The organism is Sagittula sp. MA-2, assembly GCF_030126985.1.
Taxonomy (GTDB): Bacteria; Pseudomonadota; Alphaproteobacteria; order Rhodobacterales; family Rhodobacteraceae; genus Sagittula.
Genome location: NZ_CP126145.1, coordinates 2821680 through 2845056 on the forward strand (window position 1 = coordinate 2821680; position 23377 = coordinate 2845056).

The following is a 23377-nucleotide window of genomic DNA, read 5'->3' on the forward strand; positions in this document are numbered from 1 at the left end:
TTTTCGGGGCCTGTGCCGGTTGTTTCCGGTCACGGCCCCGGCAGGATGTCCGGCGCGGTCAATCCACGCCGGACAGCAGCACGCTCTGCGGATCAGCCCGCCGCGCGGGCCGCCTGCAGGGCCTCGCGCAGGACCGCGCGGTCTCCCACGTGGTTCGCCAGCAGCAGGATCAGCCGCGCGTTCAGCGCCGCGCTCTCCTCATCGGACAGGCCCTCGTGGATCTGGATCAGCTCGGCGTAGAACTCGTCCGGCGCCTCGATATTCGGACTGGTGTTCAGCATCGCCCTCACTCCTTCCCGCAGGCGCGGCGCAGCGCCGCGCGCACCCGTGCCTCGTCATAGCTGTCCCAGCGCGCCACCACGTGCTGGTCCGGGCGGATCAGGTAGACCGCGCTCCCTGCCGTGCCCATGTACCGCTCCGCCAGCGCGCCGCTGGGATCGTCCGCCGCCGAAAGCGCAACGCGCGCCACCTCCACGCCATCCTCGGTCACGGTCCCGGGCGCCTCCGCATCCAGCGTCAGCAGCACGAACCGCCCGCCCAACGCGCTCAGCAGATAGCCGTTGCCCATAGGTGCATCGGGACAGGGGCTGCCGGGGCGCGTCCTCTGCGGTCCGCCCGCCAGCCCGTCCTCGCCGGTCAGCGACAGCCCGTCATAGGTGCAGGGCACCGACAGCCGCCCGGAGTTGACCAGCGGCCGGGCAAAGGCGTGATGCTCCGCCAGCGACAGCACGGCATTGCGGAACAGGTGCGAGGTCTTCGTCTTCGGCGTGATGAAATCCGTCGCGCGGGTCGAGTTCAGGATGTTCTCGTCCGCCCCGAAGCGGCGCTCCTCGTCGTAGCTGTCGAGCAGCCGGTCCGGTGCCTCGCCCCGGATCACCATGCCCAGCTTCCAGCCGAGGTTGTCTGCGTCCTGCATCCCGGAATTCGCACCGCGCGCGCCGAAGGGCGACACCTGGTGCGCCGAGTCCCCGGCGAACAGCACCCGCCCGTGGCGGAACTGCTTCATCCGTCGACACTGGAAGGTGTAGATCGAGGTCCAGACGATCTCGTACTCCACGCCGCCCAGAAAGGCATCCAGCCTGCGGCGGACGTTCTCTTCCTTCAGCTCCTCCTTGCGGTCCACGTCCCAGCCGATCTGGAAGTCCACCCGCCACACGTCGTCCGGCTGTTTGTGCAGAAGCGTCGAGGCCCCCGCCCCATGCGTCGGCTCGAACCAGAACCAGCGTTCGGTCGGGAAGGCCTCGCCCAGCATGCGGATATCGGCGATCAGGAAGCTGTCTTCGAAGACGCGCCCCTCGAAATCCAGACCCATCATGCTCCGCAAGGGCGAGCCCGCGCCGTCGCAGCCGATCAGCCAGTCCGCCTCGATGGTGTAGCGACCGTCGGGCGTGGTGATCTGCAGCACCGTGTGATCCTCCTTCACCTCGACGCTGTCGACGCGGTTGCGGCCGCGCAGCTCGATGGGCGCGCCCGCCGCCTGCGCCTCGCGCACGCGTTCGACAAGGAACTTCTCGAAATAGGGCTGCTGTAGGTTGATGAAGGCGGGGAAGCGGTGCCCTTCCTCCGGCAGGAGGTTGAACTCGAACACCTTGCGGTCCTCGTGGAACACCTTGCCGAGGTTCCAGACCACGCCCTTGTCGAGCATCGGCTGCGCGCAGCCGTAGCGGTCCGCGATCTCGAGGCAGCGTTTGGCAAAGCAGATGGCGCGCGACCCCTGCCCGATCCCCTCGTGGTCGTCCAGCACCACCACCGGGATGCCCTGAAGCCCGAGGTCGAGCGCCGTGGCCACCCCGATGGGACCGCCGCCCATGATGACCACCGGATGGCGCACCGGCGCGTCGGCGTCCTGATCGGCTGACCGTTCATAGGGATACAGCCTGAACGCAAGCTGGTAGCGGTCATGTATCATCGTCTCTCCTCCCCTTGGCGGGCTTCAGCCGCGCCTGTCCCCCAAGCCCTGTCCCACCACGCCTGCGCCGAAGGCACACGGCCATAATCAAGGTGGAAATCGTCAAGCTGCGGCGGCGCGATTCCCGCCGCCAGTATCATCGTGTGCGCCTGCCCCCGGTGGTGCACCTGATGCTGGAACAGGTGCAGCAGCAGCGCGGCGATGGTCTCCTGCACCGGGCCGCCCGGGCGCTCCATGGTGATGGTGCGCCCGAGATCGTCGCCGGTCAGCCCCTCGCAGAACCCGATCAGCCGCAGGTCCGCCGCCGCCTGTTCCTGTGCCAGCGCGGGAACCGAGGACACCTCGGGACGGTCGCGCAGGCTGTAGCCCAGCCCGCCCTCCTGCATCGCGTCGAGGTAGAACAGGTCGACCAGCAGGATGTGGTTCAGCGTGGCCTTGAGCGAGGGAAAGAAGCCGGGGCGCGGCGCGGCGAACGCCTCGTACGAAAGTCCCGATATGGCCCCCAGCAGCACCTCGTTGGCCCATGCGTTGTTCAGCGCCATCACGCGCCACGGGTTCTCTGCCGATAGGTTCACGCCCGCATCCGACATGCCACGCCCTCTCCCTGACCGTTCCGGCCCGGGCGCTGCGCTCCGAAGGACCGCAACCCGCACCGGGACTGCTTACAAGACCGCCCGCACCGTTACCCGCACCCCGCCAATGCTCTGCCCGGCTGCGCCGGACCGCCGCCTTGCCGGGGCTTTGCCCGTTCGCGCAATGGACCGTCCACCGGACAGTCCACCGGCTGCGCCGGATCGGCGCTCACCCCTGAAGGGCGTTCCACATTTCCTTGTCGCGAGCGGCAGTCCAGACGCGCGGCGTGTCGATGCCGCGGGCCTCGTCGTAGGCGCGCGCCACGTTGAACGGCAGACAGTGCTCGTAGATCGCATAGTCCGAGAACTTCGGATCGCAGGCTTCGCGCACCGCGTCCCATGCCTCTTTCAGCGAGCCGCCCCGGCCCACCACCTTCTGCACCGGCTTGTAGGTCGAGCGGACGAAGTCGGCGGTGTTCTCGATGGCGGTCGCCACCATCTCCTCGCCGACCAGCGCATCGCCACGGCCCGGCGCAATCGCCTTGGGCTCGTAGGCGGCGATGTTCATCAGCGTGTCTTCCCAGTCGCCGTAATGCCCGTCGCCGCAGTAGCAGGCGGAGTGGTATTCCACGATGTCGCCGGTGAACATGACCTCCTGATCCGGCACCCAGATCACCGCGTCCCCCGCGGTATGCGCGCGGCCCAGGTGCATGATGTCGACGCGACGGTTGCCGAGGTAGACGGTCATCGCCTCGGAAAACGTCGTGGTCGGCCAGGTGAGCCCAGGAATTTCCTCGTGCCCCTGGAACAGGCGCGGGAAACGGTCGAACTCGCTGTCCCAGTCCTCCTGCCCGCGCTCCGCCACCATGGCGCGCGCGGTGTCGGACATGATGATCTCCCGCGCGCCATAGGCCGAGGCGCCCAGCACGCGCACCGCGTGGTAATGCGTCAGAACGAGGTGGCTGATCGGCTTGTCGGTGACCTCGCGGACGTGCTCGATCACCTTCCGTGCGAGGCGCGGCGTCGCCTGCGCCTCGACGATCATCACGCTGTCGTCGCCGATGATCACGCCGGTGTTGGGGTCGCCCTCGGCGGTGAAGGCATAAAGCCCCTCGCCCACCTGCGTGAAGCTCGTCTTCTTTTCCGCCATGTCGCCTGCGGAGGCGAATGCCTTGGCCATGTCTCAGTCCTCTTCCAGAAATTCCAGGCGGTTGCCGAAGGGGTCCTCGGTAAAGAACCTCCGGCGTCCCGCGATGTTGTCGTCCCATTTCACCGGGCGGCCCGCCTCGGACAGCGCCGTTGCCAGCCTGTCGATACCGGGCACCCGCAGGCCGGGATGTGCCTTGCGGGCCGGGGCGAAGCCGGGCTCCACGCCCAGGTGCAGCTCTGCCCCGTCGAGCGCGAACCAGACCCCGCCCCGCGCCTTCAGCGCCTCGGGCTTCTCCAGCTCGGCCAGTCCGATCAGCCCGCTCCAGAAGGCGCGCGCCTCCGCCTCCCCGCCCTCGGGCATGGCAAGCTGGATATGGTCGAGCGCCGCCATGCCGACTTACCGCGCGTAGGGATCGTCGAGCGCGGGCAGCACCTTGCCGGTGCAGGCGCCAAATCCGACGCGGTATCCGTCGCCTTGCGCATGACCGCGCAGGGTCAGCGTGTCGCCGTCCTCGATGAAGCTGCGCGTCTCGCCGGTGTCGAGCGTGACAGGCTCCTTGCCGCCCCAGCTCAGTTCCAGCAGCGCCCCGCGTGCGCCCTTCTCCGGCCCGGAGATCGTCCCCGAACCCAGGAGGTCGCCGGTGTTCATCGGGCAGCCGGAGGTGGTGTGATGCGCAAGCTGCTGTGCGGACGAATAGTACATCACGTTGTAGTTCGTGCGGGCGATCACTGTCTCGGCCTTCCCCTCGGGTGCAAGCCCCACCTCCAGCGCGATGTCGTAAAGCATCGGCCCCGGCTCCTCCAGGTAGTCGAGCAGCGGGCGCTCCCGCTCCGGCGTGGAACAGCGGAACGGCTCCAGCGCGGCCTTGGGGACGATCCACGGCGAGATCGACGTGGCCGTGGCCTTGGCCTGGAACGGACCCAGCGGCTGGTATTCCCACGCCTGGATATCGCGCGCCGACCAGTCGTTCAGCAGCACGTAGCCAAAGATCATCGCGTCGGCCTCCGCCACCGTCACCGGGCGGTCGGACGGGGTGCCGACGATGGCGCCCATCTCAAGCTCGATGTCAAAGCGCTTGCAGGGCGCAAAGACCGGCAGATCCGCATCCGGCGCCTTGAGCTGTCCCCAGGGACGGCGCACGTCGGTCCCCGACACCACGACCGAGGACGCCCGCCCGTTGTAGCCGATGGGAATCGACAGCCAGTTCGGCGGCAGCGCGTTTTCCGGCCCGCGGAACATCGTGCCGACATTGGTGGCGTGATGCTTGCCGGCGTAGAAATCGGTGTATTCGGCGACGGTGAAGGGCATCAGCATCTCGGTCCCGGCCATCGGAACCATGTAATCGACAAGCGCCTCCGCATCCGGTGCATCCTCTGCCAGCAGGTCGGTGATGCGCGCCCGGAACGCCGCCCATGCAGCGGGGCCCAGTGTCATGAACTCCGTCCAGTCGCCGTAGAAGAAGATCTCTTCCTCATCCTCCATCTGGACGAGGCCGTCCTGCTCCATCCGGGTGACGTCGAGGATCATGTCGCCGATCCCGACCCCGCAGTGCGGCTCCCCCTCGTCCGAGCGGAAGCTGCCGTACGGCAGGTTGTTCAGGGGAAATTCGCAGTCGGGGGCGTTCGCCGCCTCGACCCAGCTTCGCTTCAACGGCATGCCGTCTCCATTCGCTTGGTGTTGCCTTGGACCGGACGTGATCCGGGGGTGCCGCGCCGCGAAGGCGCGGCGGGGGCAGCGCCCCCACCCTCACCTATTTCTTCCCGGGCGTGCCGTCGAACTTCTTCTCGAGGCTTTCCCAGCAGTCGATGTAATCGTCCTGCAGCGGCGCCTCCTGCCCGGCGAAGGCGGTGAGGTGCTGCGGGAAACGGGTCTCGAACATGAAGGACATGGTGTTGTCCAGCTTCTCCGCCTTCAGCTCGGCGTTCGACGCGCCCTCGAAGGCGTTCCGGTCCGGGCCGTGCGGCAGCATCATGTTGTGGAGGCTCATGCCGCCGGGGACGAAGCCCTGCGGCTTGGCGTCGTACTGGCCGTAGATGTTGCCCATCAGCTCGGACATGATGTTCTTGTGATACCACGGCGGGCGGAAGGTGTTCTCGGCCACCATCCAGCGTTCGCGGAACAGGACGAAGTCGATGTTGGCCGTGCCCGGCACGCCGGACGGCGCCGTCAGGACGGTGAAGATCGACGGGTCCGGATGGTCGAAGAGGATCGCACCGACCGGGCAGTAGGTGCTGAGATCGTACTTGTAGGGCGCGTAGTTGCCGTGCCACGCCACCACGTCCAGCGGCGACTGCGCGATCCGCGTCTCGTGGAACTGGCCGCACCACTTGATCGTCAGGGTCGAGGGCACCTCGCGGTCCTCGAAGGCCGCCACCGGCGCCTTGAAGTCGCGCGGGTTGGCAAGGCAGTTGGCGCCGATCGGGCCGCGCCCGGGCAGCTCGAACTTCTGGCCGTAGTTCTCGCAGACGAACCCGCGGCACGGTCCTTCGAGCACCTCGACACGGTAGACGAGCCCGCGCGGAAGGATCGCGATCTCCTGCGGCGCGATGTCAATGATGCCGAGCTCCGTGCAGAAGCGCAGACGCCCCTCCTGCGGGACGACCAGCAATTCGCTGTCCGCGCTGTAGAAATACGCGTCCACCATCGACTCGGTCACGAGGTAGATGTGGGCCGCCATGCCGACCTGGGTGTTCACGTCGCCCGCCGTCGTCATCGTCCGCATGCCGGTGAGCCAGGTGTAGCCCTCCTGGCTGTAGGGCACCGGGTCCCAGCGGTACTGGCCGAGGCTGGTGACATCCTCCACCACGTTCGGCGCGCTCTTCCAGTACGGCAGGTCAATCTTCGTGTAGCGGGTGGAATGCTTGACCGAGGGCCGGATGCGGTAGGTCCAGGTCCGCTCCGGCGGGTTCGCGGTGAAGGCAGTGCCCGAGAGTTGCTCGCCATAAAGGCCGTAGTTGCACTTCTGCGGGCTGTTCATGCCCTGCGGCAGCGCGTCGGGCAGCGCCTCCGTCTCGAAATCGTTGCCGAAGCCCGGCATGTAGCCTTCGTGCGTGCCGACGCCCTGCAGCGCGCGGACCATCCCCTTGGGCAGTTCGAAACGTGTCATGACTCTCCTCCCCGGTGACCATGTAGCGATTGGCGACATAATCGTTGCATTTGCAATGAAGTCAACCCTATTGTTGTGGGGAAGACCCACCTTTGCGGGAGAGGCCGATGAAAGACAGACCCAACCCCGGTGCGCCGCAGGCCGCAGCCCTGCCCGATTTCGACCTCGCACGCTTCACCCCCTACCGGCTGGCGGTGGCGGCAGAGCGCACGTCGGAGGAACTGGCCCGCCAGTACCGGACCCGCTTCGGCATCTCGATCCCGGAATGGCGGGTGCTGGTCCACCTCGCCCAGCCGCTCGACGGGGCCGAAACCGTGTCTGTCCGCGACATCGAGGCGCGCGTGGCGATGGAGAAGTCCAAGGTCAGCCGCGCGGCGACCCGGCTGGAAACCTCCGGCCTGATCGAGAAGGCGCAGGACGCCAGCGACCGGAGGCTGGTCCGACTGGCCCTGACCGACAAGGGCCGCGCGATGATGGCCGAACTGCTGCCGCTGGCGCTGGCCTACCAGCAGGAGATCGAGGCCCGGCTGGCGGAGGCCTTCGCTGGGCTCGAGGCGGGGCTGGAGGCGCTGCTGAACGAGGTTTCGGATCGCTGACGCGATCCGACCGGCGCTCGCTCTGCTCGCGCAGGGGCGCGTCTTGTATGGGCGCAGCACCTGTCTTGCGCGCCTTGCCTGCATAGACGCTTCGCGCGGGGGCTCTGCCCCCGGACCCCCGAGGTATTTGGGCCAAGATGAAGGGATGGCCTTGACCTGCGGCATCCGGGTTTCGCGCGAAGCCGGCCGGCGGCGGCCGCTGCCCGCTCAGGGCGCCCTGAGTTTTGACGCGCCGAACGCGCTGAGCGCCACCATGACCGCCGCCGTGCCGAGGCAGGCAGGCAGGCCGCCCCACTGGTAGCTGAGCCCCGACAGGAGCGTGCCGAGGAGGCGTCCGGCGGCGTTTGCCATGTAGTAGAAGCCCACGTCCATGGTCACCCGCTCCCCCTTCGAGAAGGCGAGGATCAGGTAGCTGTGCAGCGCGGAATTGACGGCGAAGATGGCTCCGAACACCAAGAGGCCCGCGACCAGGGTTGCCGTCAGCCAGGGCGCGGGCGCCCCGGCGAGCGCCACGAGGAGCGCCAGGGACAGCGGCACGGGCACCAGCGCCAGCGCCCAGCCCCGGGCTGCCGTGACGATCTCGGCCTCAGGACGGGAGGCCGCGCGCAGGGCCTTCGGCGCCCAGGCCTGCACCGCGCCGTAGAGGATGGTCCAGACCGCCATGAAGCTGCCGATGGTGAAGAAGGCGGCGCGGTTGCCGGCCTCCGTCCCGTCCGACAGGACCGCGTAGAAGTAGACCGGGATGCCCACCACGAACCACACGTCGCGCGCACCGAACAGGAAGACCCGCGCCGCCGAGAGCCGGTTCACGTTGCGGTCCTTCGAGAAGACCTCGCGGAACTTCGCGCCCTTCCTGCCCGCGGGCAGGCCCGACGGCATCCTCAGCGCCACGGCGGCGAGGATCAGGGCCAGCACCGCCGCCATCCCCCAGACCGACGCCTTGAAACCCGCCAGAGCCAGAAGCGCCGCCCCCAGCAGGAAGCCCAGCCCCTTGACCGCGTTCTTCGAGCCGGTCAGCACCGCGACCCAGCGGAAGAGGCCGCCCTGCCCCTTGGGTGCCAGCACCTTGACCGCCGATTTCGCCGACATCTTGGACAGGTCCTTCGCCACCCCCGAGAGGCCCTGCACCGCCATCACGTAGGCGACCGAGGCGGCGAGACCCCATGCGGGATCGAGCTGCGCCAGCGCCACAAGGGCCACGACCTGCAGGCCGAGCCCCGCGTAGAGCGTCGAGGTCAGGCCGAAGCGCGCGGCGATCCAGCCGGCCGAGAGGTTCGTCACGATGCCCGCCACCTCGTAGAGCAGGAACAGGTAGGCCAGTTGCACCGCGCTGAAGCCCAGCGTGTGGAAGTGCAGGAGCACCAGCATCCTGAGCGCGCCATCGGTCAGCATGAAGGCCCAATAGGCCGCCGTGACGGCGATATAGGCGGCAAGGCCCTGCGGCGCTGCGGTGGCTGTGCTCATGGCCTCGGGTCCGCCGCTGGGTCCGCGTATCTGATGTGGAGGGCAACGACTGCGACGGCACGGCGCATGGCGTGGCACCGCAGACGGGCGCCACCGGTATCGCGGGCCATCTGTCGCGCGACAGGCATGGCAAGGGGAAGGAGAGCGGGCATGAGGATCCTTTCAGACGGGCAAGCGCGCGATCACAGGCTTGCGCCCACCATCATCGCCACATCCACCAGCCGGTGCGCGTAGCCCCATTCGTTATCGTACCACGCGTAGATCTTCACGTGCGTGCCGTTCACCACCATGGTCGACGGCGCATCCACGATGGAGGACCGCGCGTCGTTCACGTAGTCGCAGCTCACCAGCGGACGCTCCTCGTAACCGAGGATGCCCTTCAGCGGCCCCTCCGCGGCGGCCTTGAAGAGGGCGTTGACCTCCTCGACCGTGGTGGCGCGCTCCACCTCGAACACACAGTCCGTCAGCGAGGCGTTGAGCAGCGGCACGCGCACCGCATGGCCGTTCAGGCGGCCCTTCAGTTCCGGGTAGATGAGCGTGATCGCGGTGGCCGAGCCGGTGGAGGTGGGGATAAGCGAGTTCAGAGCCGAGCGCGCGCGGCGCAGGTCCTTGGCCGGGCGGTCCACGATGGTCTGGGTGTTGGTCACGTCGTGGATGGTGGTCATGGAGCCGTGGCGGATGCCCAGCCCCTCGTGGATCACCTTCACCACCGGGGCGAGGCAGTTGGTCGTGCAGGAGGCCGCCGTGACAATGCGGTGCACCTGCGGATCGTAGGTCGCGTCGTTCACGCCCATGACGATGTTGGCGGCGTTGCCGTCCTTCACCGGGGCGGAGACCACGACCTTCTTCACCCCGCGCTCGAAATAGGGGGCGATCCGGGCCTCGGTCTTGAAATATCCGGTGCAGTCGATGACCACGTCCACGCCGTCGAGCGGCAGGTCCTCCAGCGTCTTCGCCGCATGGACCGGCAGGCGCACCCCGTCGACGGTGATGTTGTCTGCGTCGGAAGAGAAACGGGCATCCCAGCGCCCGTGCACGGTGTCGAACTCCAGCAGGTGCGCGTGCATCGCCGGGTCGCCCACGGCGTCGTTGATCCAGGCGATCTGCGCACCCGCCTCCAGCAGCGGCTTCAACACCAGTTTTCCCATCCGGCCGAGGCCGTTGAGCGCGTATACGGTCATGTCGTCTTTTCCATGGTGCGTCCGATGTCGTCGATCCGCGCCTGCAGCGCGACCCGGTCCAGCGTGCCCATCGGCAGGGCGGCGAAGGCGGCGATCCGGTTCTTCAGCGCGCCGTAGACCTGCTGGAAGGCCAGCCTGCGCTCCGCCTCCGTGCCCGTGGCCTTCACCGGGTCGGGCTGCCCCCAGTGACCGGACATCGGCTGACCGGGCCACGGCGGACATTCCTCGTTCGCGGCCGTGTCGCAGACCGTGAACACGAAATCCATCTTCGGCGCGCCCTCGCCCTGGAACTCCGAGACATGCTTGGAACGCAGCGGCGAGATGTCATGCCCCTTCGCCGCCAGCAGCGCCACCGCGTGGGGGTTCAGCTCCGACTGCGGGCGGGTCCCGGCCGAGAAGACCTCGAACCGGTCGCCTGCCATCTCGCGCAGCAGCGTCTCGGCAAAGATCGACCGGGCGGAGTTCCCGGTGCATATGAACAGCACGTTCCACTTGCGCGTCGTATGGTCCGTCATGAGCGGGTCCTCCCCCGACAGGTTGAAACAGATGTCGCCGCGGCCACGGCAGCAGTCGGCGACGAGGAAATTCACCAGCCGCCCCGATCCGCCGGTGTCCGCGGCATAAAGGAGCGATGTGCCCTGCCGATCCTGCGTCACGAGCCCCGCCTGCCGAAGCTGCGCCAGGGCCGCCGACAAGGACGACGGCGGCATCCCGAGCGCCTCTGCCAGGTCGCCCGCCGGCACCCGGTCCGGGTAACGCCGCATCAGCAGCCGAAACAGCGACAGCCGCTTCGGATGGGCGAGCGCGGTGAGTTGCGCGAGGTGGATGTGATCGGCTGATTCCATATTTCCGGAATATTGGAATTAGTAGCGCTCGGCAAGGGCCTTCGTGCCTGTTTCGCCGTTCCATCGGCAAAACGCCGAAACCGAAACCTCTGGCCCGAACGATGTGCACCGCCTATGGAACCGGGGTCGGAACCGCGCGTTGAGCGGCGCCAAGCAATCAGAGAGTCCGCGATGCGCGTTTTCCATTGCCCCAACTGCGGGGCCGACGTCTTCTTCCACAACACCGCCTGCGGCTGTGGCCAGACCGTCACCTTCGACCCGGACACGCAGACCATGCTGGCCGACGCGGCGTTCTGCGCGAACCGCGAAGAGATCGCCTGCAACTGGAAGGCGGAGGACGGCCCGCTCTGCCGCGCCTGCGCCATGACCGAGACGGTGCCCGACCTGCGCGAACCCGACAACCTGCCGCTCTGGGAGCGCAGCGAACACGCCAAGCGCTGGGTGATCGCCAACCTCGTGCGCTGGGGCTGGTTCACGCCGCAGGACACCGGCGCGCGGCCGGTCTTCAAGATGCTGTCCGAACAGACCGCCACCGGCGAGGCGGATGTCATCATGGGCCATGCGGACGGTGAGATCACCATCAACGTGACGGAGGCCTCCGATGCCGTGCTGGCCGACCGTCAGGAACGCTTCGGCGAGCTCTACCGCACGATGATCGGCCACATGCGCCACGAGATCGCGCATTTCCTGTTCCTGCGGCTGTCCGAAGATCCGGCCTTCCCCGACAGTTTCCGCGCGCGGTTCGGCGACGAACGGGCGGACTACGGCGCAGCGCTGAAAGAGCATTATGCCAATCCCAAGTCGCCCGACGGCACGCATATCACCGCCTACGCCACCGCCCATCCGCACGAGGACTGGGCCGAGACCATCGCGCATCTCCTGCACCTCACCGACCTTCTGGACAGCGCTGCCTCGACCGGCCTGTCCCTGCCGAGCGGGCCGCCGCAGGGGTATGACGCCTATCTCGAAACGGATACGGAGGTGCTGCTGACGCTCGCCGTGGACCTGACCATCGCCATGAACCACGTGAACCGGGCGCTGGACCTGCCGGACCTCTACCCCTTCGTGCTGACGCCCGAGGTGCGCGACAAGCTGGCCTTTGCCCACGGCGCGGTGCGGCTGACCTGAGGCGCCGGCGCGCGCGTTTCGCGCGCATGGAGTTACCGGATCCGGGCCTGCCGCCCCTGCCTTGCCGGCAGCACGGGCGACAGGCTTTGAAAAGGTATTTTTGCCAAGATGAAGGTGGGGGCCGGTGCCTTGCGGTGCGGTCCGGGCACTCAGGCCAGCGATGGCAGCCAGAGCACGATCCACGGGAAGGTCACCAGCAGGGCGATGGTGATGGCGTCGGCCACGAAGAAGGGCGTCACCCCGCGGAACACGTCCTGCACGGAAAGCTCCGGCCGCACGCCCGCCACCACGAAGCAGTTCAGCCCGATGGGCGGCGTGATCAGGCAGAACTCCGCCATCTTGACCACTAGGATGCCGAACCAGATCGCGCACATCGTGCCGTTCATGCCAAAGGCGCTGTCGGCGGCAGAGACGGTTTCCCCGCCGTTCAGCGCCATGACCGCCGGGTAGACCACCGGCAGGGTCAGGAGCAGCATGCCGATGGCGTCCATGAACATGCCCAGCACCGCATAGGCCAGAAGGATGCACACCAGGATCAGGAGCGGCGGGTACTGCAGCGACGAGATCCAGTCGGCGAAGGCCGAGGGCAGATCGGCGAAGCCCAGGAACCGCACGTAGATCAGCACACCCCAGATGATCGTGAAGATCATGATCGACAGTTTCGCCGTCTCGACCAGCGCGTCCATCAGCTCGGGCAGGCGCATGCCACGCCAGACCGCCATGAGGAAGACGATGAAGGCCCCGATGGCGCCGCCCTCGGTCGGCGTGCCCCAGGCGTCGCCGCCGAAGGGGTTGTAGACGAAGAAGATGATGATCACGACCACCGCCACGATGGGCAGCGCCGGCGGCAGGCTGGCGAAGCGCTGGCGCCATGTGAAGCCACCCACCGGCGGCCCGAAGCCCTTGATCACCAGCGCCATGCCGACGATCAGCAGCCCGTAGATGATCGCCGAGAAGACACCGGGGATGAAGCCCGCCAGCAGCAGCTTGCCCACGTCCTGCTCGACGATGATGGCGTAGATCACGAGGATCGCCGAGGGCGGGATCAGCGAGGCCAGCGTGCCGCCCGCCGCCACGACACCCGCCGCAAAGCGCTTGTCGTAGCCGATCTTCAGCATCTCGGGGATGGCGATGCGGGCAAAGACCGCCGCCGTCGCGACCGAGGCCCCCGACACCGCCGCAAAGCCCGCCGTCGCGAAGACGGTGGAGACGGCCAGCCCGCCCGGCACCCAGGCGATCCAGCGTTTCGCCGCCTCGAAGAGCGCGCGGGTCAGCCCCGCGTAGTAAGCGAGGTAGCCGATCAGGATGAAGGTCGGGATCAGGCTCAGCGCCTGGCTGGCCACCTTGCCGTGCGGCACCTGCCCCGCGGTCTTTACCGCCACCCCCAGCGCCCAGCCGAATTCCTCCGGGTCGTAGCCCTTCTTCGACCAGAAGATCCAGATCAGCCCGACAAGCCCGGCCATGGCCGCGGCAAAAGCCACGCGCATGCCCAGGACGACCAGCACCAGCATTCCGCCGGTCACCCACAGCCCGATTTCGATTGAGGTCATTTCCATGCGTTCAAGGCCCCTCGGATCGTTGGAAGGCGCCCGTCAGGGCGGCGCGTGCGGCCCGTCATGCGTCGTGCCCCTGCATGTGGTCGGCCTCTGCCCGCGCCTGTTCCGCGGCGGTCTGGACCAGCGGCACCGCCACCGGCCGCCCGATCCCCAGGACGAAGGCCCGCCCGAAGCCCCAGAGCTGCAGCAGCAACCGCAGGCTGATGACCGAGAAGGCCACCGGCACCACCAGCTTGGCCGGCCAGATCGGCAGCCCGATGTCGATGGAGGAATCCCGGCTCCAGTTCGGCTTCGTCATGTCGAAGGAGCGGTCGAAATGCGCCCATGTCCCCCAGACCAGCAGCACCATCAGGACCAGCACGAGCAGCGTCGTCAGGAACTCCGCCAGCCACAGCGCCCGCCCGCCAAGCGCGCCGACGAGGATGTCCATCCGGATGTGCCCGCCCTGCCGCTGCACGTAGGAGATGCCGAAGATCGCGATCACCGGCATCGCCGCCTGGATCCAGTCGACGTAGCCGCGGAGCGGTTCGTTGAACAGGTTGCGCCCGCCGACGGACCAGACCGCCAGCAGCATCAGGGAAAAGGCGCCGAGGCCCGAGATAAAGGCCATGCCCCATTCGAGCTTCAGCAAGGCCCGGTCGAGCCGGGACAGGAGACTGCCGTCTTCAAGGACCGATGCACTGCCGGCCATGCGCCCTCCCTCGGGAAACGGGGTGCTGTTTCAGGAAACGGAAAAGGGTCCGGGCACCCCTGCGCCCGGACCCGAAACGTCAGTTGCTGGCGCGCGCCTCTTCGAGGGCCGTGCCGACGAGATCATAGAGTTCCTGCGCCGGAAGGCCCTGCGCGGACATCTCCTCGATCCAGGCGTCGCGGATCGGTGCACCGCCGACCTCGCGGAACTTCGCCAGTTCCTCGTCAGAGATCATCACCTTCTCGACGCCCTTCTCTTCCAGAACCGCGTCCCACTGCTTCAGCAGCTCGCCGTAGTTCTCGAGGTAATAGGCGATCGCCTCCTCGACGGAGCTGTCGAGCGCCTCGCGCTCCGCATCGCTCAGCGACTCGTAGGCGTCGATGTTGACCACCACCGGGCAGTTGACGGTGCCCGGGTTCAGGTTGGCCGTCCACCAGTCCGCCTGGTTGATCGTGCCGAAACTCAGGTGCGCGTGCTGGGCAAAGGCCACCGTGTCGACAACGCCGGATTCCATCGCCTGGTACGCCTCCGACGAGGTCACGGAGGTCGGAACGCCGCCCACCGCCGTGAACGCCTTGCCCAGGCCGCCGGTCGCGCGCACACGCATGCCGTCGAATTCCGCCACCTCGTCGCGCGGTTCTCCGGTGCCGACGAGGTTGTACTGCGGCATCGGCGAGGTCATCAGCATCTTCGCGTTCCACTGCGCCATTTCCTCCGCGACCGCGGGGTGGTCATAGACCGCGTGGCTGACCGCCACCTCCTCGTCGAGGTTCGACACACCGAGGAACGGCAGCTCCAGCACGGTGATCGCGCGGTTCTTGTCCGGGTGGTAGCCCGCGCAGAACTGCGCCATCTCGAAGGCGCCGATGCTGATCCCGTCGAGATTCTCGGTGTTCTTCGACAGGCCGCCGTAGCTGATGTTCATGGTGAATTCGCCGCCGGTCTTCTCCTCGACCAGCTCGGCCAGCTTGTGGATGTGCTCGGTGAACGCGCGCCGTTTGCCCCAGACCGAGACGTTCCATTCGGTCGCCGCAGCCTCGCTGGCAATGCTCAGCGCCAGCGCCGAGACGCAGATCTTCGTCATCATGTTGGACATGTCATCCTCCCCTTATGTGATGGCGGTTTGGTCCGCTCTGACCCCGAGCCTAGTGAAACAGGGACAGGGCGCAACCCTCTAGCTGCCGCGAAAGTCCCATCGGGAGAGAATCGCCCCTGACGCCCGTTAGCGGTATACAGCCGCATACCGCATCGTTTTGTCACACCCGCCCCCTGGGCCCGCGCACGGCCATGCCGGGTATCGCCGCCCGCAACACCCGCCTGCCGCGAATGAGGGCTCATCCAGATAAATCAGGGGTGTTAGCGCCCTGACGGCAAAATTATTTACAGATTGTCATGCCATTTTCTACAGGCTTTACACAAAAATCTTTATTTAAACTGATGTTATGGAAAAATTTTCGGTTCGCGGTATTGTGCCTTCATTCGCGGTGACCCAACGGAATGCCGTGTCTGAAATGCTTCTTTTGGAGGGGAGGACATCCATGAACGACCACGCTCAACCATCCGCCGCCACGTATCCGCCGTCGTCCGAGGTGGTGTCGCGCGCGCATGTGGATGCGTCGAAGTACGAGGCGATGTATGCGGCCTCCGTTTCCGATCCGGATGCGTTCTGGGCGGAGCAGGCAGAGCGCCTGGAGTGGATGAAGCGGCCGACCGAGATCCGCAACGTCGACTTCACCCTGGGCCAGGTCTCGATCGAGTGGTTCCGGGACGGCACGCTGAACGTCGCGGCCAACTGCGTCGACCGCCATCTCGAGACCCGCGGCAACCAGACCGCCATCATCTTCGAGCCCGACGACCCGAACGAACAGGCGCAGTCGATCTCCTACAACGACCTGCACCGCCGCGTCTGCCGGATGGCCAACGTGCTGGAATCGCTGGGTGTCCGCAAGGGTGACCGCGTGGTCATCTACCTGCCGATGATCCCCGAGGCCGCCTACGCCATGCTCGCCTGCGCCCGCATCGGCGCGATCCACTCCATCGTCTTCGCCGGGTTCTCTCCGGACGCGCTGGCCGCCCGCATCAACGGCTGCGACGCAAAGGTGGTAATCACCGCCGACGAGGCGCCGCGCGGCGGCCGCAAGACCCCGCTGAAGACCAATGCCGACAAGGCGCTTCTGCACTGCAAGGACAGCGTCAAGTGCCTCGTGGTCAAGCGCACCGGCGGCCAGACCACCTGGGTCGAGGGCCGCGATTTCGACTACAACGAGATGGCGCTGGAAGTCTCCGACTACTCCCAACCCGTTGAAATGAATGCCGAAGACCCGCTGTTCATCCTGTACACCTCCGGTTCGACGGGTCAGCCGAAAGGTGTCGTACACTCGACAGGTGGATATCTGGTTTACGCCGCCCTCACCCACGAGGTCACCTTCGATTACCACGATGGCGACGTCTACTGGTGCACCGCCGACGTGGGCTGGGTCACCGGGCATTCCTACATCGTTTACGGGCCTTTGGCGAACGGCGCGACCACGCTGATGTTCGAGGGCGTGCCGACCTACCCCGACGCCAGCCGCTTCTGGCAGGTTTGCGAAAAACACAAGGTAAACCAGTTCTACACCGCGCCGACCGCGATCCGCGCGCTGATGGGCCAGGGTAACGAATTCGCAACGAAATGCGATCTATCCTCGCTGCGGCTTCTGGGCACGGTGGGCGAACCGATCAACCCGGAGGCGTGGAACTGGTACAACGACGTCATCGGCCAGGGGCGCTGCCCGATCGTCGACACATGGTGGCAGACCGAAACCGGCGGGCACATGATGACCCCGCTGCCGGGCGCGCATGCCACGAAACCCGGCGCGGCGATGCGCCCGTTCTTCGGCGTGCAGCCCGTGGTGCTGGACCCGCAGTCCGGGGCAGAGATCGACGCCGTCCCGACGGAGGGTGTGCTGGCCATCAAGGACAGCTGGCCCGGCCAGATGCGCACCGTCTGGGGCGATCACGAGCGGTTCGAGAAGACCTACTTCTCGGACTACAAGGGCTATTACTTCTCCGGCGACGGCTGCCGCCGGGACGCCGACGGCGACTACTGGATCACCGGCCGGGTCGACGACGTGATCAACGTCTCGGGCCACCGCATGGGCACGGCAGAGGTCGAATCGGCCCTCGTGGCGCATGAGAAGGTCGCCGAGGCCGCGGTCGTCGGCTACCCGCACGAGATCAAGGGCCAGGGCATCTACTGCTACGTGACCCTGATGAACGGCGTCGAACCCTCGGACGAGCTCCGCAAGGAGCTGCGCACCTGGGTCCGCCAGGAAATCGGACCGATCGCCTCCCCCGACCTCATCCAGTGGGCCCCCGGCCTGCCCAAGACCCGCTCCGGCAAGATCATGCGCCGCATCCTGCGCAAGATCGCCGAAAACGACTACGGCGCACTCGGCGACACATCCACACTCGCAGAACCAGCCGTCGTCGACGACCTCATCGAAAACAGAATGAACAGGGGGGCCTGACCGATGGACGGCGCACAGACCCCGAACACCTCCCCCGTTCTGATCCTGCTCGGCCCCCCGGGGGCCGGCAAGGGCACGCAGGCCCGGATGCTCGAAGAGCAGTTCGGCTTCGTCCAGCTCAGCACCGGCGACCTCCTGCGCGCAGCGGTCGCCGCGGGCACCGAGGCCGGCCAGCGCGCCAGGTCGGTGATGGAAGCGGGCGAGCTTGTCTCGGACGAGATCGTCATCGCCATTCTGCGCGACCGCATGGCCCAGCCCGACTGCGCGAAGGGCGTCATCCTCGACGGCTTCCCGCGCACCGCGGTGCAGGCGGAGGCGCTCGACCGGCTGCTTGAGGAGACCGGCCAGAAGATCGACGCCGCCGTCAGCCTCGAGGTCGACGACGCCGCGATGGTGACCCGCATCTCCGGCCGCTACACCTGCGGCACCTGCGGCGAGGGCTACCACGACAGCTTCAAGCAGCCGAAGGCCAAGGGCACCTGCGACAAGTGCGGCGGGACGGAGTTCAAACGCCGCGCCGACGACAACGCCGAGACGGTAGCCAGCCGTCTGGACGCCTACCACGCCCAGACCGCGCCGCTCATTGCCTACTACAAGGCCCAGGGCGCGCTGATCGGCATCGATGCCATGGGCGAAATCGACGACATCGCGCGCAAGATGACCGCGATCGTGAAGACGGCCACGGCCTGACAGCCACGGCCAGCCCTGCGGCCCGGGCGGCCGCGGGGACGCGCAGACCCGCGCAAGAAGAGAGGAGCGTCCAAGGGGCCGTCAGGCCCCGCGGGCGAGGACAACTGGGAAGGAGGACCCGCAACATGGCGGACCATACCACAAATTCGGCCGCGCAGGCTGAGGCTGGCAAGAGCTACTGGCAAGCCAACCTGCGCCTCATCATCATCTGCCTCGTCATCTGGGCGCTGTGCAGCTTCGGTTTCGGCATCCTGCTGCGCCCGCTGCTGTCCGGCATTGCCGTGGGCGGCACCGACCTGGGCTTTTGGTTTGCCCAGCAGGGGTCGATCCTGGTCTTCCTGGCGCTGATCTTCTTCTACGCCTGGCGGATGAACAAGCTCGATAAAGAATTCGGCGTGGACGAGGAATAAGAGCCATGGATCAGTTTACCATCAACCTGCTGTTCGTGGGCGCGTCCTTCGCGCTCTACATCGGCATCGCGATCTGGGCCCGTGCGGGCTCCACATCGGAATTCTACGCCGCAGGCCGCGGCGTTCACCCGGTCACCAACGGCATGGCCACCGCGGCGGACTGGATGTCCGCGGCGTCGTTCCTGTCGATGGCGGGCCTCATCGCCTTCACCGGCTACGACAACTCCGCCTTCCTGATGGGCTGGACCGGCGGCTACGTGCTGCTTGCCCTGCTGCTCGCGCCCTACCTGCGCAAGTTCGGCAAGTTCACCGTGTCCGAGTTCATCGGCGACCGCTTCTACTCGCCGACCGCGCGCCTTGTCGCGGTGCTCTGCCTGATCATCGCCTCCATCACCTACGTGATCGGCCAGATGACCGGCGTCGGCGTGGCCTTCGGCCGCTTCCTCGAGGTCGACACCACCACCGGCCTTCTGATCGGCGCGGTGATCGTGTTCGCCTACGCGGTGTTCGGCGGCATGAAGGGCGTGACCTACACGCAGGTCGCGCAGTACGTCGTGCTGATCCTCGCCTACACCATCCCGGCGATCTTCATCTCGCTGCAGCTGACCGGCAACCCGATCCCGGCGCTCGGCCTCTTCGGCTCGACCGCGGACGGCACGCCGCTGCTGACGACGCTGGACCAGATCGTGACCGACCTGGGCTTCAACCAGTACACGGCGCACAACGGCGACACGCTCAACATGGTGCTCTTCACCCTGTCGCTGATGATCGGCACCGCCGGTCTGCCGCACGTCATCATGCGGTTCTTCACCGTGCCGAAGGTCTCTGACGCACGCTGGTCGGCGGGCTGGGCCCTGGTCTTCATCGCGCTGCTGTACCTGACGGCCCCGGCCGTGGGCGCAATGGCCCGCCTGAACATCACCCAGCAGTTCTGGCCCGAAGGCACCGCGGCGCAGGCCGTGAGCATCGAGCAGATCGAGAACGACCCCGAGTACGACTGGATGGCCACCTGGCAACAGACCGGCATGCTCGGCTGGGAAGACAAGAACGGCGACGGCCGCATCCAGTACTACAACGACAAGTCGCCCGACATGCAGGAACGGGCCACCGCAGAAGGCTGGACCGGCAACGAGCTGACCAACTTCAACAACGACATCCTGGTTCTTGCGAACCCGGAAATCGCCAACCTGCCCGGCTGGGTCATCGGCCTCATCGCCGCCGGCGGTCTCGCCGCCGCGCTCTCGACCGCGGCCGGTCTCCTGCTCGCCATCTCCTCGGCCGTCAGCCACGACCTCATGAAGGGCCAGCTGACCCCGAACATCTCGGAGAAGGGCGAACTGATGGCGGCCCGCGTCGCCATGGCCGTGTCCATCGCCGTCGCCACCTGGCTGGGTCTCAACCCCCCGGGCTTCGCGGCACAGACGGTGGCGCTTGCCTTCGGCCTCGCCGCGGCGTCGATCTTCCCGGTCCTGATGATGGGCATCTTCTCGAAGGTGAACAACAAGGGCGCGGTGGCCGGCATGCTGGCGGGCCTGATCGTGACCCTCGTCTACATCTTCCTGCACAAGGGCTGGTTCTTCATCCCCGACACCAACAGCTACACCGACGCGGCGCCGCTGTTCATCGGGATCAAGTCCACCTCCTTCGGTGCGGTCGGTGCGCTCATCAACTTCGCGGTGGCCTTCACCGTGTCGTCGATGACCAAGCCGATCCCGCGCGAGATCGAGGAACTGGTTGAATCGGTCCGCATCCCGCGCGGTGCAGGTACCGCGGTCGACGGCCACTGAGGCCAGCGACCAGACCGACAGGCAACGGCCGGATCCGCCCCCGCGGGTCCGGCCTTTTTCGACCGCCCTGCCCCGCCTTGCTGACCACGCAGCGCGCAGGCCGGGCCGCGGCGGCCCCGAAAAGACCCGACCGGGCGCGACGTCCCTTCCCTTTCCGCAAGGCCCCGCGCTATGCCGGGCACACGTTCTTGGCAAAGGACCCGTGATGCCGATCGACAAAGACGCCCTGCGCAGGTTCCTGACCTCGGTCCACCCCTACGACGCGCTTGCGCCCGAGGTGCTCGAGGAGCTGCTGCCCGCCTTCCGTCCGCAGAGCATCGCCGCGGACCAGCCGGTCTACGAACTCGACGCCCCGCTCGAGGGGCTCTACCTGATCCATTCCGGCGGCGTCGCCGTGCGCGACCGCAACGACGTGCAGATCTCTGCGCTGGGACCGCGCAACTCCTTCGGCGAACGCGGCCTGACCCGCGACGGCCGCGCCGTGACCTCCGCCCGCACGACCGAGGACTCGCTCCTGCTGGTCCTGCCCCGCCCCGACTTCCTGCGCCTCGTCGAGACCCAGCCCGCCGTGGCGAAGTTCTTCGACCGGGGCCGCGCCGCCAAGCCCCGGCGCGCCGACCTCGCCACCAGCCGGGTCGAGACGCTGATGGCCACCCGCACCCTCACCTGCCCGCCCGAAACGACCGTCCGCGAGGCGGCCCGCATGATGGACGAGCGCCACGTCTCCTCGATCTGCATCACCGAGGACGGCATGCTGCGCGGCATCGCCACGGTCCGCGACCTCTCGGGCAAGGTGGTGGGCGGCGGCCTGCCGCTCGAGACGCCCGTGACCCGGGTGATGACCGCAGCACCCGTGACGCTGCCGCCCTCTGCCATAGGCTCCGACGTGCTGCACATGATGATGGAGCGGCGCATCGGCCACGTGCCGATCACCGAGGGGCCGCGCCTCGTCGGCATGGTCACCCAGACCGACCTGACCCGCTTCCAGGCGATGACCTCGGCCGAGCTGGTGTCCGAGATCGCGCAGGCCGGCGACGTGCAGGCCATGGCCCGCGTCACCGCCCGCATCCCGCAACTGCTGGTGCAGCTCGTCGCGGGCGGCAACCGGCACGAGGTCACGACCCGGCTGATCACCGACATCGCCGACACCGCCACCCGGCGGCTCCTGACGCTGGCAGAGGCCAGGCTGGGCCGCCCCCCGGTCCCCTACCTCTGGGCCGCCTGCGGCAGCCAGGGCAGGCAGGAGCAGACCGGCGTCTCGGACCAGGACAACGTGCTGATCCTCTCGGACGACTTCACCGAGGACATGCGCCCCTATTTCACCGCGCTGGCACAGGAGGTCACAACCGGCCTCGACGCCTGCGGCTACGTCTTCTGCCCGGGCGAGATGATGGCCTCTGCCCCGCGCTGGTGCCAGCCGCTCGCCACCTGGCGCGGCTATTTCCGCAACTGGATCGGCAAGCCCAGCCCAGAGGCGCAGATGCTCGCCTCCGTCATGTTCGACCTGCGCGCCATCGGCGGCGACCCCGCCCTGCTCGACACGCTGCAGCACGACACCCTGCGCGAGGCCTCGAAGAACTCGATCTTCGTGGCGCACATGGTGTCGAACTCGCTGAAGCACACGCCGCCGCTGGGCCTCCTGCGCGGCTTCGCCACGATCCGCTCGGGCGAATACAAGAACCGCATCGACCTGAAGCATTCCGGCGTCGTGCCGGTGGTGGACCTCGGCCGCGTGTATGCCCTGCAGGGACGGCTGGCCATGGCCAACACCCGCGCGCGTCTGGAGGCGGCGGTCGCCGCGGGCGTGCTCAGCCAGAGCGGCGGGCAGGACCTGATCGACGCCTACGACCTGATCGCCGAGACGCGGCTGGAACATCAGGCCCGGCAGGCCAAGGCCGGCGAGGCCCCGGACAACTACCTCGCGCCCTCCAGCCTCTCCGACTTTGAGCGAAGTCATTTGCGCAACGCCTTCGTCGTGGTGAAGTCGCTGCAATCGGCACTGGGACACGGTAAGGGTATGCTGGGGTGAGCGGCGGTGCGGCCCAGCTGATGAAAGGTCCGGGGGGCCTTTCAGGCCGCGAACCGGCGAAGCCCCGGGCAGGCGGCGGCGCGGTGCAAAAGATGAAAGGTCCGGTGGCCGCGCAGGCCGCGGACAGGCTGGGCCACGCGACGGCATGGGCGCGTCCGTCGCCCCCCGCGCGGCGCCCCAGGGCGTCCCCGCGGGGCTGAAGGACAAGGGGCAAGGCCCGGACCCGTCCGGCGCACACCCCGTGAAGGAGGAGAGACGATGTTCCTGGAATTACTGGCCGTGATCTTCGCGGGCTTCGCCGGGGCCGGTGCCATGCTGCTGCTGACGCGGGTCACGCGGCTGCCGAAATGGCTGATACCCGTTGGCGCGGGGGCAGCGATGCTGGCGGCGACGATCTCCTCCGAATACAGCTGGTACGGGCGTATGGCGGACAACCTGCCCGAGGGGCTGACCGTGGCGCAATCCGTCACCTCCAGCGCGCCGTGGCGGCCATGGACCTACGTGGTCCCGATGACCGACCGCTTCGTCGCGGTCGAGACCGGGCGCCTGAGGCCCAACATGGAAACCCCGCAGACCTTCCTGACAAAGCTCTACTTCTTCGGCCGCTGGAAACCCGTCACCATCGTCGACATCATGATCGACTGCGACACCGGGCGCCGCGCCGACCCGGCCCTCGGCGACGACTCGCCCCCGGTCTGGCGCGACGTGGGCGCCGACGACCCGATCGTGCAGACCGTCTGCGAGGCGGCGTGAC

At 67.5% G+C, this 23377-nt stretch carries 21 protein-coding genes; 8 read left to right on the top strand and 13 right to left on the bottom strand.

Annotated elements, in window-relative coordinates; genetic code table 11:
* Positions 1 to 92: 92 nt before the first annotated feature.
* The 7 genes from QNI11_RS13725 to hmgA form a co-directional block, all read right to left on the bottom strand.
* The gene (locus QNI11_RS13725; protein WP_100930036.1) at positions 93 to 281 is read right to left on the bottom strand and encodes a DUF2783 domain-containing protein; all 189 of its coding nucleotides are present in this window, start codon (positions 279 to 281) and stop codon (positions 93 to 95) included.
* Positions 282 to 286: 5 nt separating this feature from the next.
* Entirely contained in the window at positions 287 to 1909 is a 1623-nt protein-coding gene (locus QNI11_RS13730) for an FAD-dependent oxidoreductase (RefSeq protein WP_283980555.1), read from the bottom strand.
* Positions 1906 to 2499 (bottom strand): DinB family protein, encoded by a 594-nt coding sequence (locus tag QNI11_RS13735; protein WP_283980556.1) that lies wholly within the window; start codon positions 2497 to 2499, stop codon positions 1906 to 1908. The genes QNI11_RS13730 and QNI11_RS13735 overlap by 4 nt, the downstream gene beginning before the upstream one ends.
* Before the next feature lie 211 nt (positions 2500 to 2710).
* Complete coding sequence (locus QNI11_RS13740; protein ID WP_283980557.1) at positions 2711 to 3661, bottom strand: MBL fold metallo-hydrolase; 951 nt, start codon at positions 3659 to 3661, stop codon at positions 2711 to 2713.
* A 3-nt stretch (positions 3662 to 3664) separates the two neighbouring features.
* Positions 3665 to 4021: a glyoxalase gene (locus QNI11_RS13745; protein WP_283980558.1), complete on the bottom strand. Its 357-nt coding sequence runs from the start codon at positions 4019 to 4021 to the stop codon at positions 3665 to 3667.
* Positions 4022 to 4027: 6 nt separating this feature from the next.
* Positions 4028 to 5287 carry a fumarylacetoacetase gene (gene fahA, locus QNI11_RS13750; RefSeq protein ID WP_100930031.1) on the bottom strand — a complete coding sequence of 420 codons (1260 nt, stop codon included), beginning with the start codon at positions 5285 to 5287 and terminating at the stop codon, positions 4028 to 4030.
* 94 nt (positions 5288 to 5381) lie between these two features.
* On the bottom strand, positions 5382 to 6737 hold the full coding sequence (hmgA, locus tag QNI11_RS13755) for a homogentisate 1,2-dioxygenase (protein ID WP_283980559.1): 1356 nt from the start codon (positions 6735 to 6737) through the stop codon (positions 5382 to 5384).
* A 107-nt stretch (positions 6738 to 6844) separates the two neighbouring features.
* Between hmgA and QNI11_RS13760 the strand changes: the two genes are divergently transcribed.
* Entirely contained in the window at positions 6845 to 7333 is a 489-nt protein-coding gene (locus tag QNI11_RS13760) for a MarR family winged helix-turn-helix transcriptional regulator (protein ID WP_100930029.1), read from the top strand.
* Positions 7334 to 7540: 207 nt separating this feature from the next.
* Here the strand turns inward: QNI11_RS13760 and arsJ are convergent, their stop codons facing one another.
* The 3 genes from arsJ to QNI11_RS13775 all read right to left on the bottom strand — a co-directional run bounded on the left by arsJ (position 7541) and on the right by QNI11_RS13775 (position 10823).
* On the bottom strand, positions 7541 to 8797 hold the full coding sequence (gene arsJ, locus QNI11_RS13765) for an organoarsenical effux MFS transporter ArsJ (RefSeq protein WP_283980560.1): 1257 nt from the start codon (positions 8795 to 8797) through the stop codon (positions 7541 to 7543).
* A 182-nt stretch (positions 8798 to 8979) separates the two neighbouring features.
* The gene (locus tag QNI11_RS13770; RefSeq protein WP_283980561.1) at positions 8980 to 9978 is read right to left on the bottom strand and encodes an ArsJ-associated glyceraldehyde-3-phosphate dehydrogenase; all 999 of its coding nucleotides are present in this window, start codon (positions 9976 to 9978) and stop codon (positions 8980 to 8982) included.
* Positions 9975 to 10823, bottom strand: a complete 849-nt coding sequence (locus tag QNI11_RS13775; RefSeq protein WP_283980562.1) for a metalloregulator ArsR/SmtB family transcription factor — start codon at positions 10821 to 10823, stop codon at positions 9975 to 9977. Before QNI11_RS13775 ends, QNI11_RS13770 begins: the two co-directional genes overlap by 4 nt.
* A 171-nt stretch (positions 10824 to 10994) precedes the next feature.
* Between QNI11_RS13775 and QNI11_RS13780 the strand changes: the two genes are divergently transcribed.
* Positions 10995 to 11951, top strand: a complete 957-nt coding sequence (locus QNI11_RS13780; protein WP_283980563.1) for a putative zinc-binding metallopeptidase — start codon at positions 10995 to 10997, stop codon at positions 11949 to 11951.
* 149 nt (positions 11952 to 12100) lie between these two features.
* Here QNI11_RS13780 and QNI11_RS13785 read toward each other — a convergent pair whose 3' ends face one another.
* From QNI11_RS13785 to QNI11_RS13795, 3 genes are all read right to left on the bottom strand, one after another.
* Positions 12101 to 13501: a TRAP transporter large permease gene (locus QNI11_RS13785; RefSeq protein WP_100931022.1), complete on the bottom strand. Its 1401-nt coding sequence runs from the start codon at positions 13499 to 13501 to the stop codon at positions 12101 to 12103.
* A gap of 64 nt (positions 13502 to 13565) precedes the next feature.
* Positions 13566 to 14198 (bottom strand): TRAP transporter small permease subunit, encoded by a 633-nt coding sequence (locus tag QNI11_RS13790; protein WP_283980564.1) that lies wholly within the window; start codon positions 14196 to 14198, stop codon positions 13566 to 13568.
* A gap of 79 nt (positions 14199 to 14277) precedes the next feature.
* The gene (locus QNI11_RS13795) at positions 14278 to 15294 is read right to left on the bottom strand and encodes a C4-dicarboxylate TRAP transporter substrate-binding protein (protein ID WP_100930023.1); all 1017 of its coding nucleotides are present in this window, start codon (positions 15292 to 15294) and stop codon (positions 14278 to 14280) included.
* Positions 15295 to 15736: 442 nt separating this feature from the next.
* On the opposite strand from QNI11_RS13795, the gene acs reads away from it, so the two are divergent.
* The 6 genes from acs (at position 15737) to QNI11_RS13825 (ending at position 23376) form a co-directional block, all read left to right on the top strand.
* A complete protein-coding gene (acs, locus tag QNI11_RS13800) occupies positions 15737 to 17707 on the top strand; it encodes an acetate--CoA ligase (RefSeq protein ID WP_100930022.1) in 1971 nt (656 codons plus the stop codon).
* Between the two features lie 3 nt (positions 17708 to 17710).
* Positions 17711 to 18397: an adenylate kinase gene (locus tag QNI11_RS13805; protein WP_283980565.1), complete on the top strand. Its 687-nt coding sequence runs from the start codon at positions 17711 to 17713 to the stop codon at positions 18395 to 18397.
* A gap of 125 nt (positions 18398 to 18522) precedes the next feature.
* Positions 18523 to 18807, top strand: a complete 285-nt coding sequence (locus QNI11_RS13810) for a DUF4212 domain-containing protein (protein ID WP_100930020.1) — start codon at positions 18523 to 18525, stop codon at positions 18805 to 18807.
* Between the two features lie 5 nt (positions 18808 to 18812).
* Positions 18813 to 20594: a sodium:solute symporter family protein gene (locus tag QNI11_RS13815; RefSeq protein WP_100930019.1), complete on the top strand. Its 1782-nt coding sequence runs from the start codon at positions 18813 to 18815 to the stop codon at positions 20592 to 20594.
* Positions 20595 to 20799: 205 nt separating this feature from the next.
* Positions 20800 to 22623 (top strand): DUF294 nucleotidyltransferase-like domain-containing protein, encoded by a 1824-nt coding sequence (locus tag QNI11_RS13820; RefSeq protein ID WP_283980566.1) that lies wholly within the window; start codon positions 20800 to 20802, stop codon positions 22621 to 22623.
* A 258-nt stretch (positions 22624 to 22881) separates the two neighbouring features.
* Complete coding sequence (locus tag QNI11_RS13825; RefSeq protein WP_283980568.1) at positions 22882 to 23376, top strand: hypothetical protein; 495 nt, start codon at positions 22882 to 22884, stop codon at positions 23374 to 23376.
* Position 23377 lies beyond the last annotated feature (1 nt).

What these genes read in the sequence shown, in the direction of transcription:
- QNI11_RS13725 (WP_100930036.1), bottom strand. Translation starts at nt 281, where the DNA reads ATGCTGAACACCAGTCCGAATATCGAGGCGCCGGACGAGTTCTACGCC.
- QNI11_RS13730 (WP_283980555.1), bottom strand. Translation starts at nt 1,909, where the DNA reads ATGATACATGACCGCTACCAGCTTGCGTTCAGGCTGTATCCCTATGAA.
- QNI11_RS13735 (WP_283980556.1), bottom strand. Translation starts at nt 2,499, where the DNA reads ATGTCGGATGCGGGCGTGAACCTATCGGCAGAGAACCCGTGGCGCGTG.
- QNI11_RS13740 (WP_283980557.1), bottom strand. Translation starts at nt 3,661, where the DNA reads ATGGCCAAGGCATTCGCCTCCGCAGGCGACATGGCGGAAAAGAAGACG.
- QNI11_RS13745 (WP_283980558.1), bottom strand. Translation starts at nt 4,021, where the DNA reads ATGGCGGCGCTCGACCATATCCAGCTTGCCATGCCCGAGGGCGGGGAG.
- fahA (WP_100930031.1), bottom strand. Translation starts at nt 5,287, where the DNA reads ATGCCGTTGAAGCGAAGCTGGGTCGAGGCGGCGAACGCCCCCGACTGC.
- hmgA (WP_283980559.1), bottom strand. Translation starts at nt 6,737, where the DNA reads ATGACACGTTTCGAACTGCCCAAGGGGATGGTCCGCGCGCTGCAGGGC.
- QNI11_RS13760 (WP_100930029.1), top strand. Translation starts at nt 6,845, where the DNA reads ATGAAAGACAGACCCAACCCCGGTGCGCCGCAGGCCGCAGCCCTGCCC.
- arsJ (WP_283980560.1), bottom strand. Translation starts at nt 8,797, where the DNA reads ATGAGCACAGCCACCGCAGCGCCGCAGGGCCTTGCCGCCTATATCGCC.
- QNI11_RS13770 (WP_283980561.1), bottom strand. Translation starts at nt 9,978, where the DNA reads ATGACCGTATACGCGCTCAACGGCCTCGGCCGGATGGGAAAACTGGTG.
- QNI11_RS13775 (WP_283980562.1), bottom strand. Translation starts at nt 10,823, where the DNA reads ATGGAATCAGCCGATCACATCCACCTCGCGCAACTCACCGCGCTCGCC.
- QNI11_RS13780 (WP_283980563.1), top strand. Translation starts at nt 10,995, where the DNA reads ATGCGCGTTTTCCATTGCCCCAACTGCGGGGCCGACGTCTTCTTCCAC.
- QNI11_RS13785 (WP_100931022.1), bottom strand. Translation starts at nt 13,501, where the DNA reads ATGACCTCAATCGAAATCGGGCTGTGGGTGACCGGCGGAATGCTGGTG.
- QNI11_RS13790 (WP_283980564.1), bottom strand. Translation starts at nt 14,198, where the DNA reads ATGGCCGGCAGTGCATCGGTCCTTGAAGACGGCAGTCTCCTGTCCCGG.
- QNI11_RS13795 (WP_100930023.1), bottom strand. Translation starts at nt 15,294, where the DNA reads ATGTCCAACATGATGACGAAGATCTGCGTCTCGGCGCTGGCGCTGAGC.
- acs (WP_100930022.1), top strand. Translation starts at nt 15,737, where the DNA reads ATGAACGACCACGCTCAACCATCCGCCGCCACGTATCCGCCGTCGTCC.
- QNI11_RS13805 (WP_283980565.1), top strand. Translation starts at nt 17,711, where the DNA reads ATGGACGGCGCACAGACCCCGAACACCTCCCCCGTTCTGATCCTGCTC.
- QNI11_RS13810 (WP_100930020.1), top strand. Translation starts at nt 18,523, where the DNA reads ATGGCGGACCATACCACAAATTCGGCCGCGCAGGCTGAGGCTGGCAAG.
- QNI11_RS13815 (WP_100930019.1), top strand. Translation starts at nt 18,813, where the DNA reads ATGGATCAGTTTACCATCAACCTGCTGTTCGTGGGCGCGTCCTTCGCG.
- QNI11_RS13820 (WP_283980566.1), top strand. Translation starts at nt 20,800, where the DNA reads ATGCCGATCGACAAAGACGCCCTGCGCAGGTTCCTGACCTCGGTCCAC.
- QNI11_RS13825 (WP_283980568.1), top strand. Translation starts at nt 22,882, where the DNA reads ATGTTCCTGGAATTACTGGCCGTGATCTTCGCGGGCTTCGCCGGGGCC.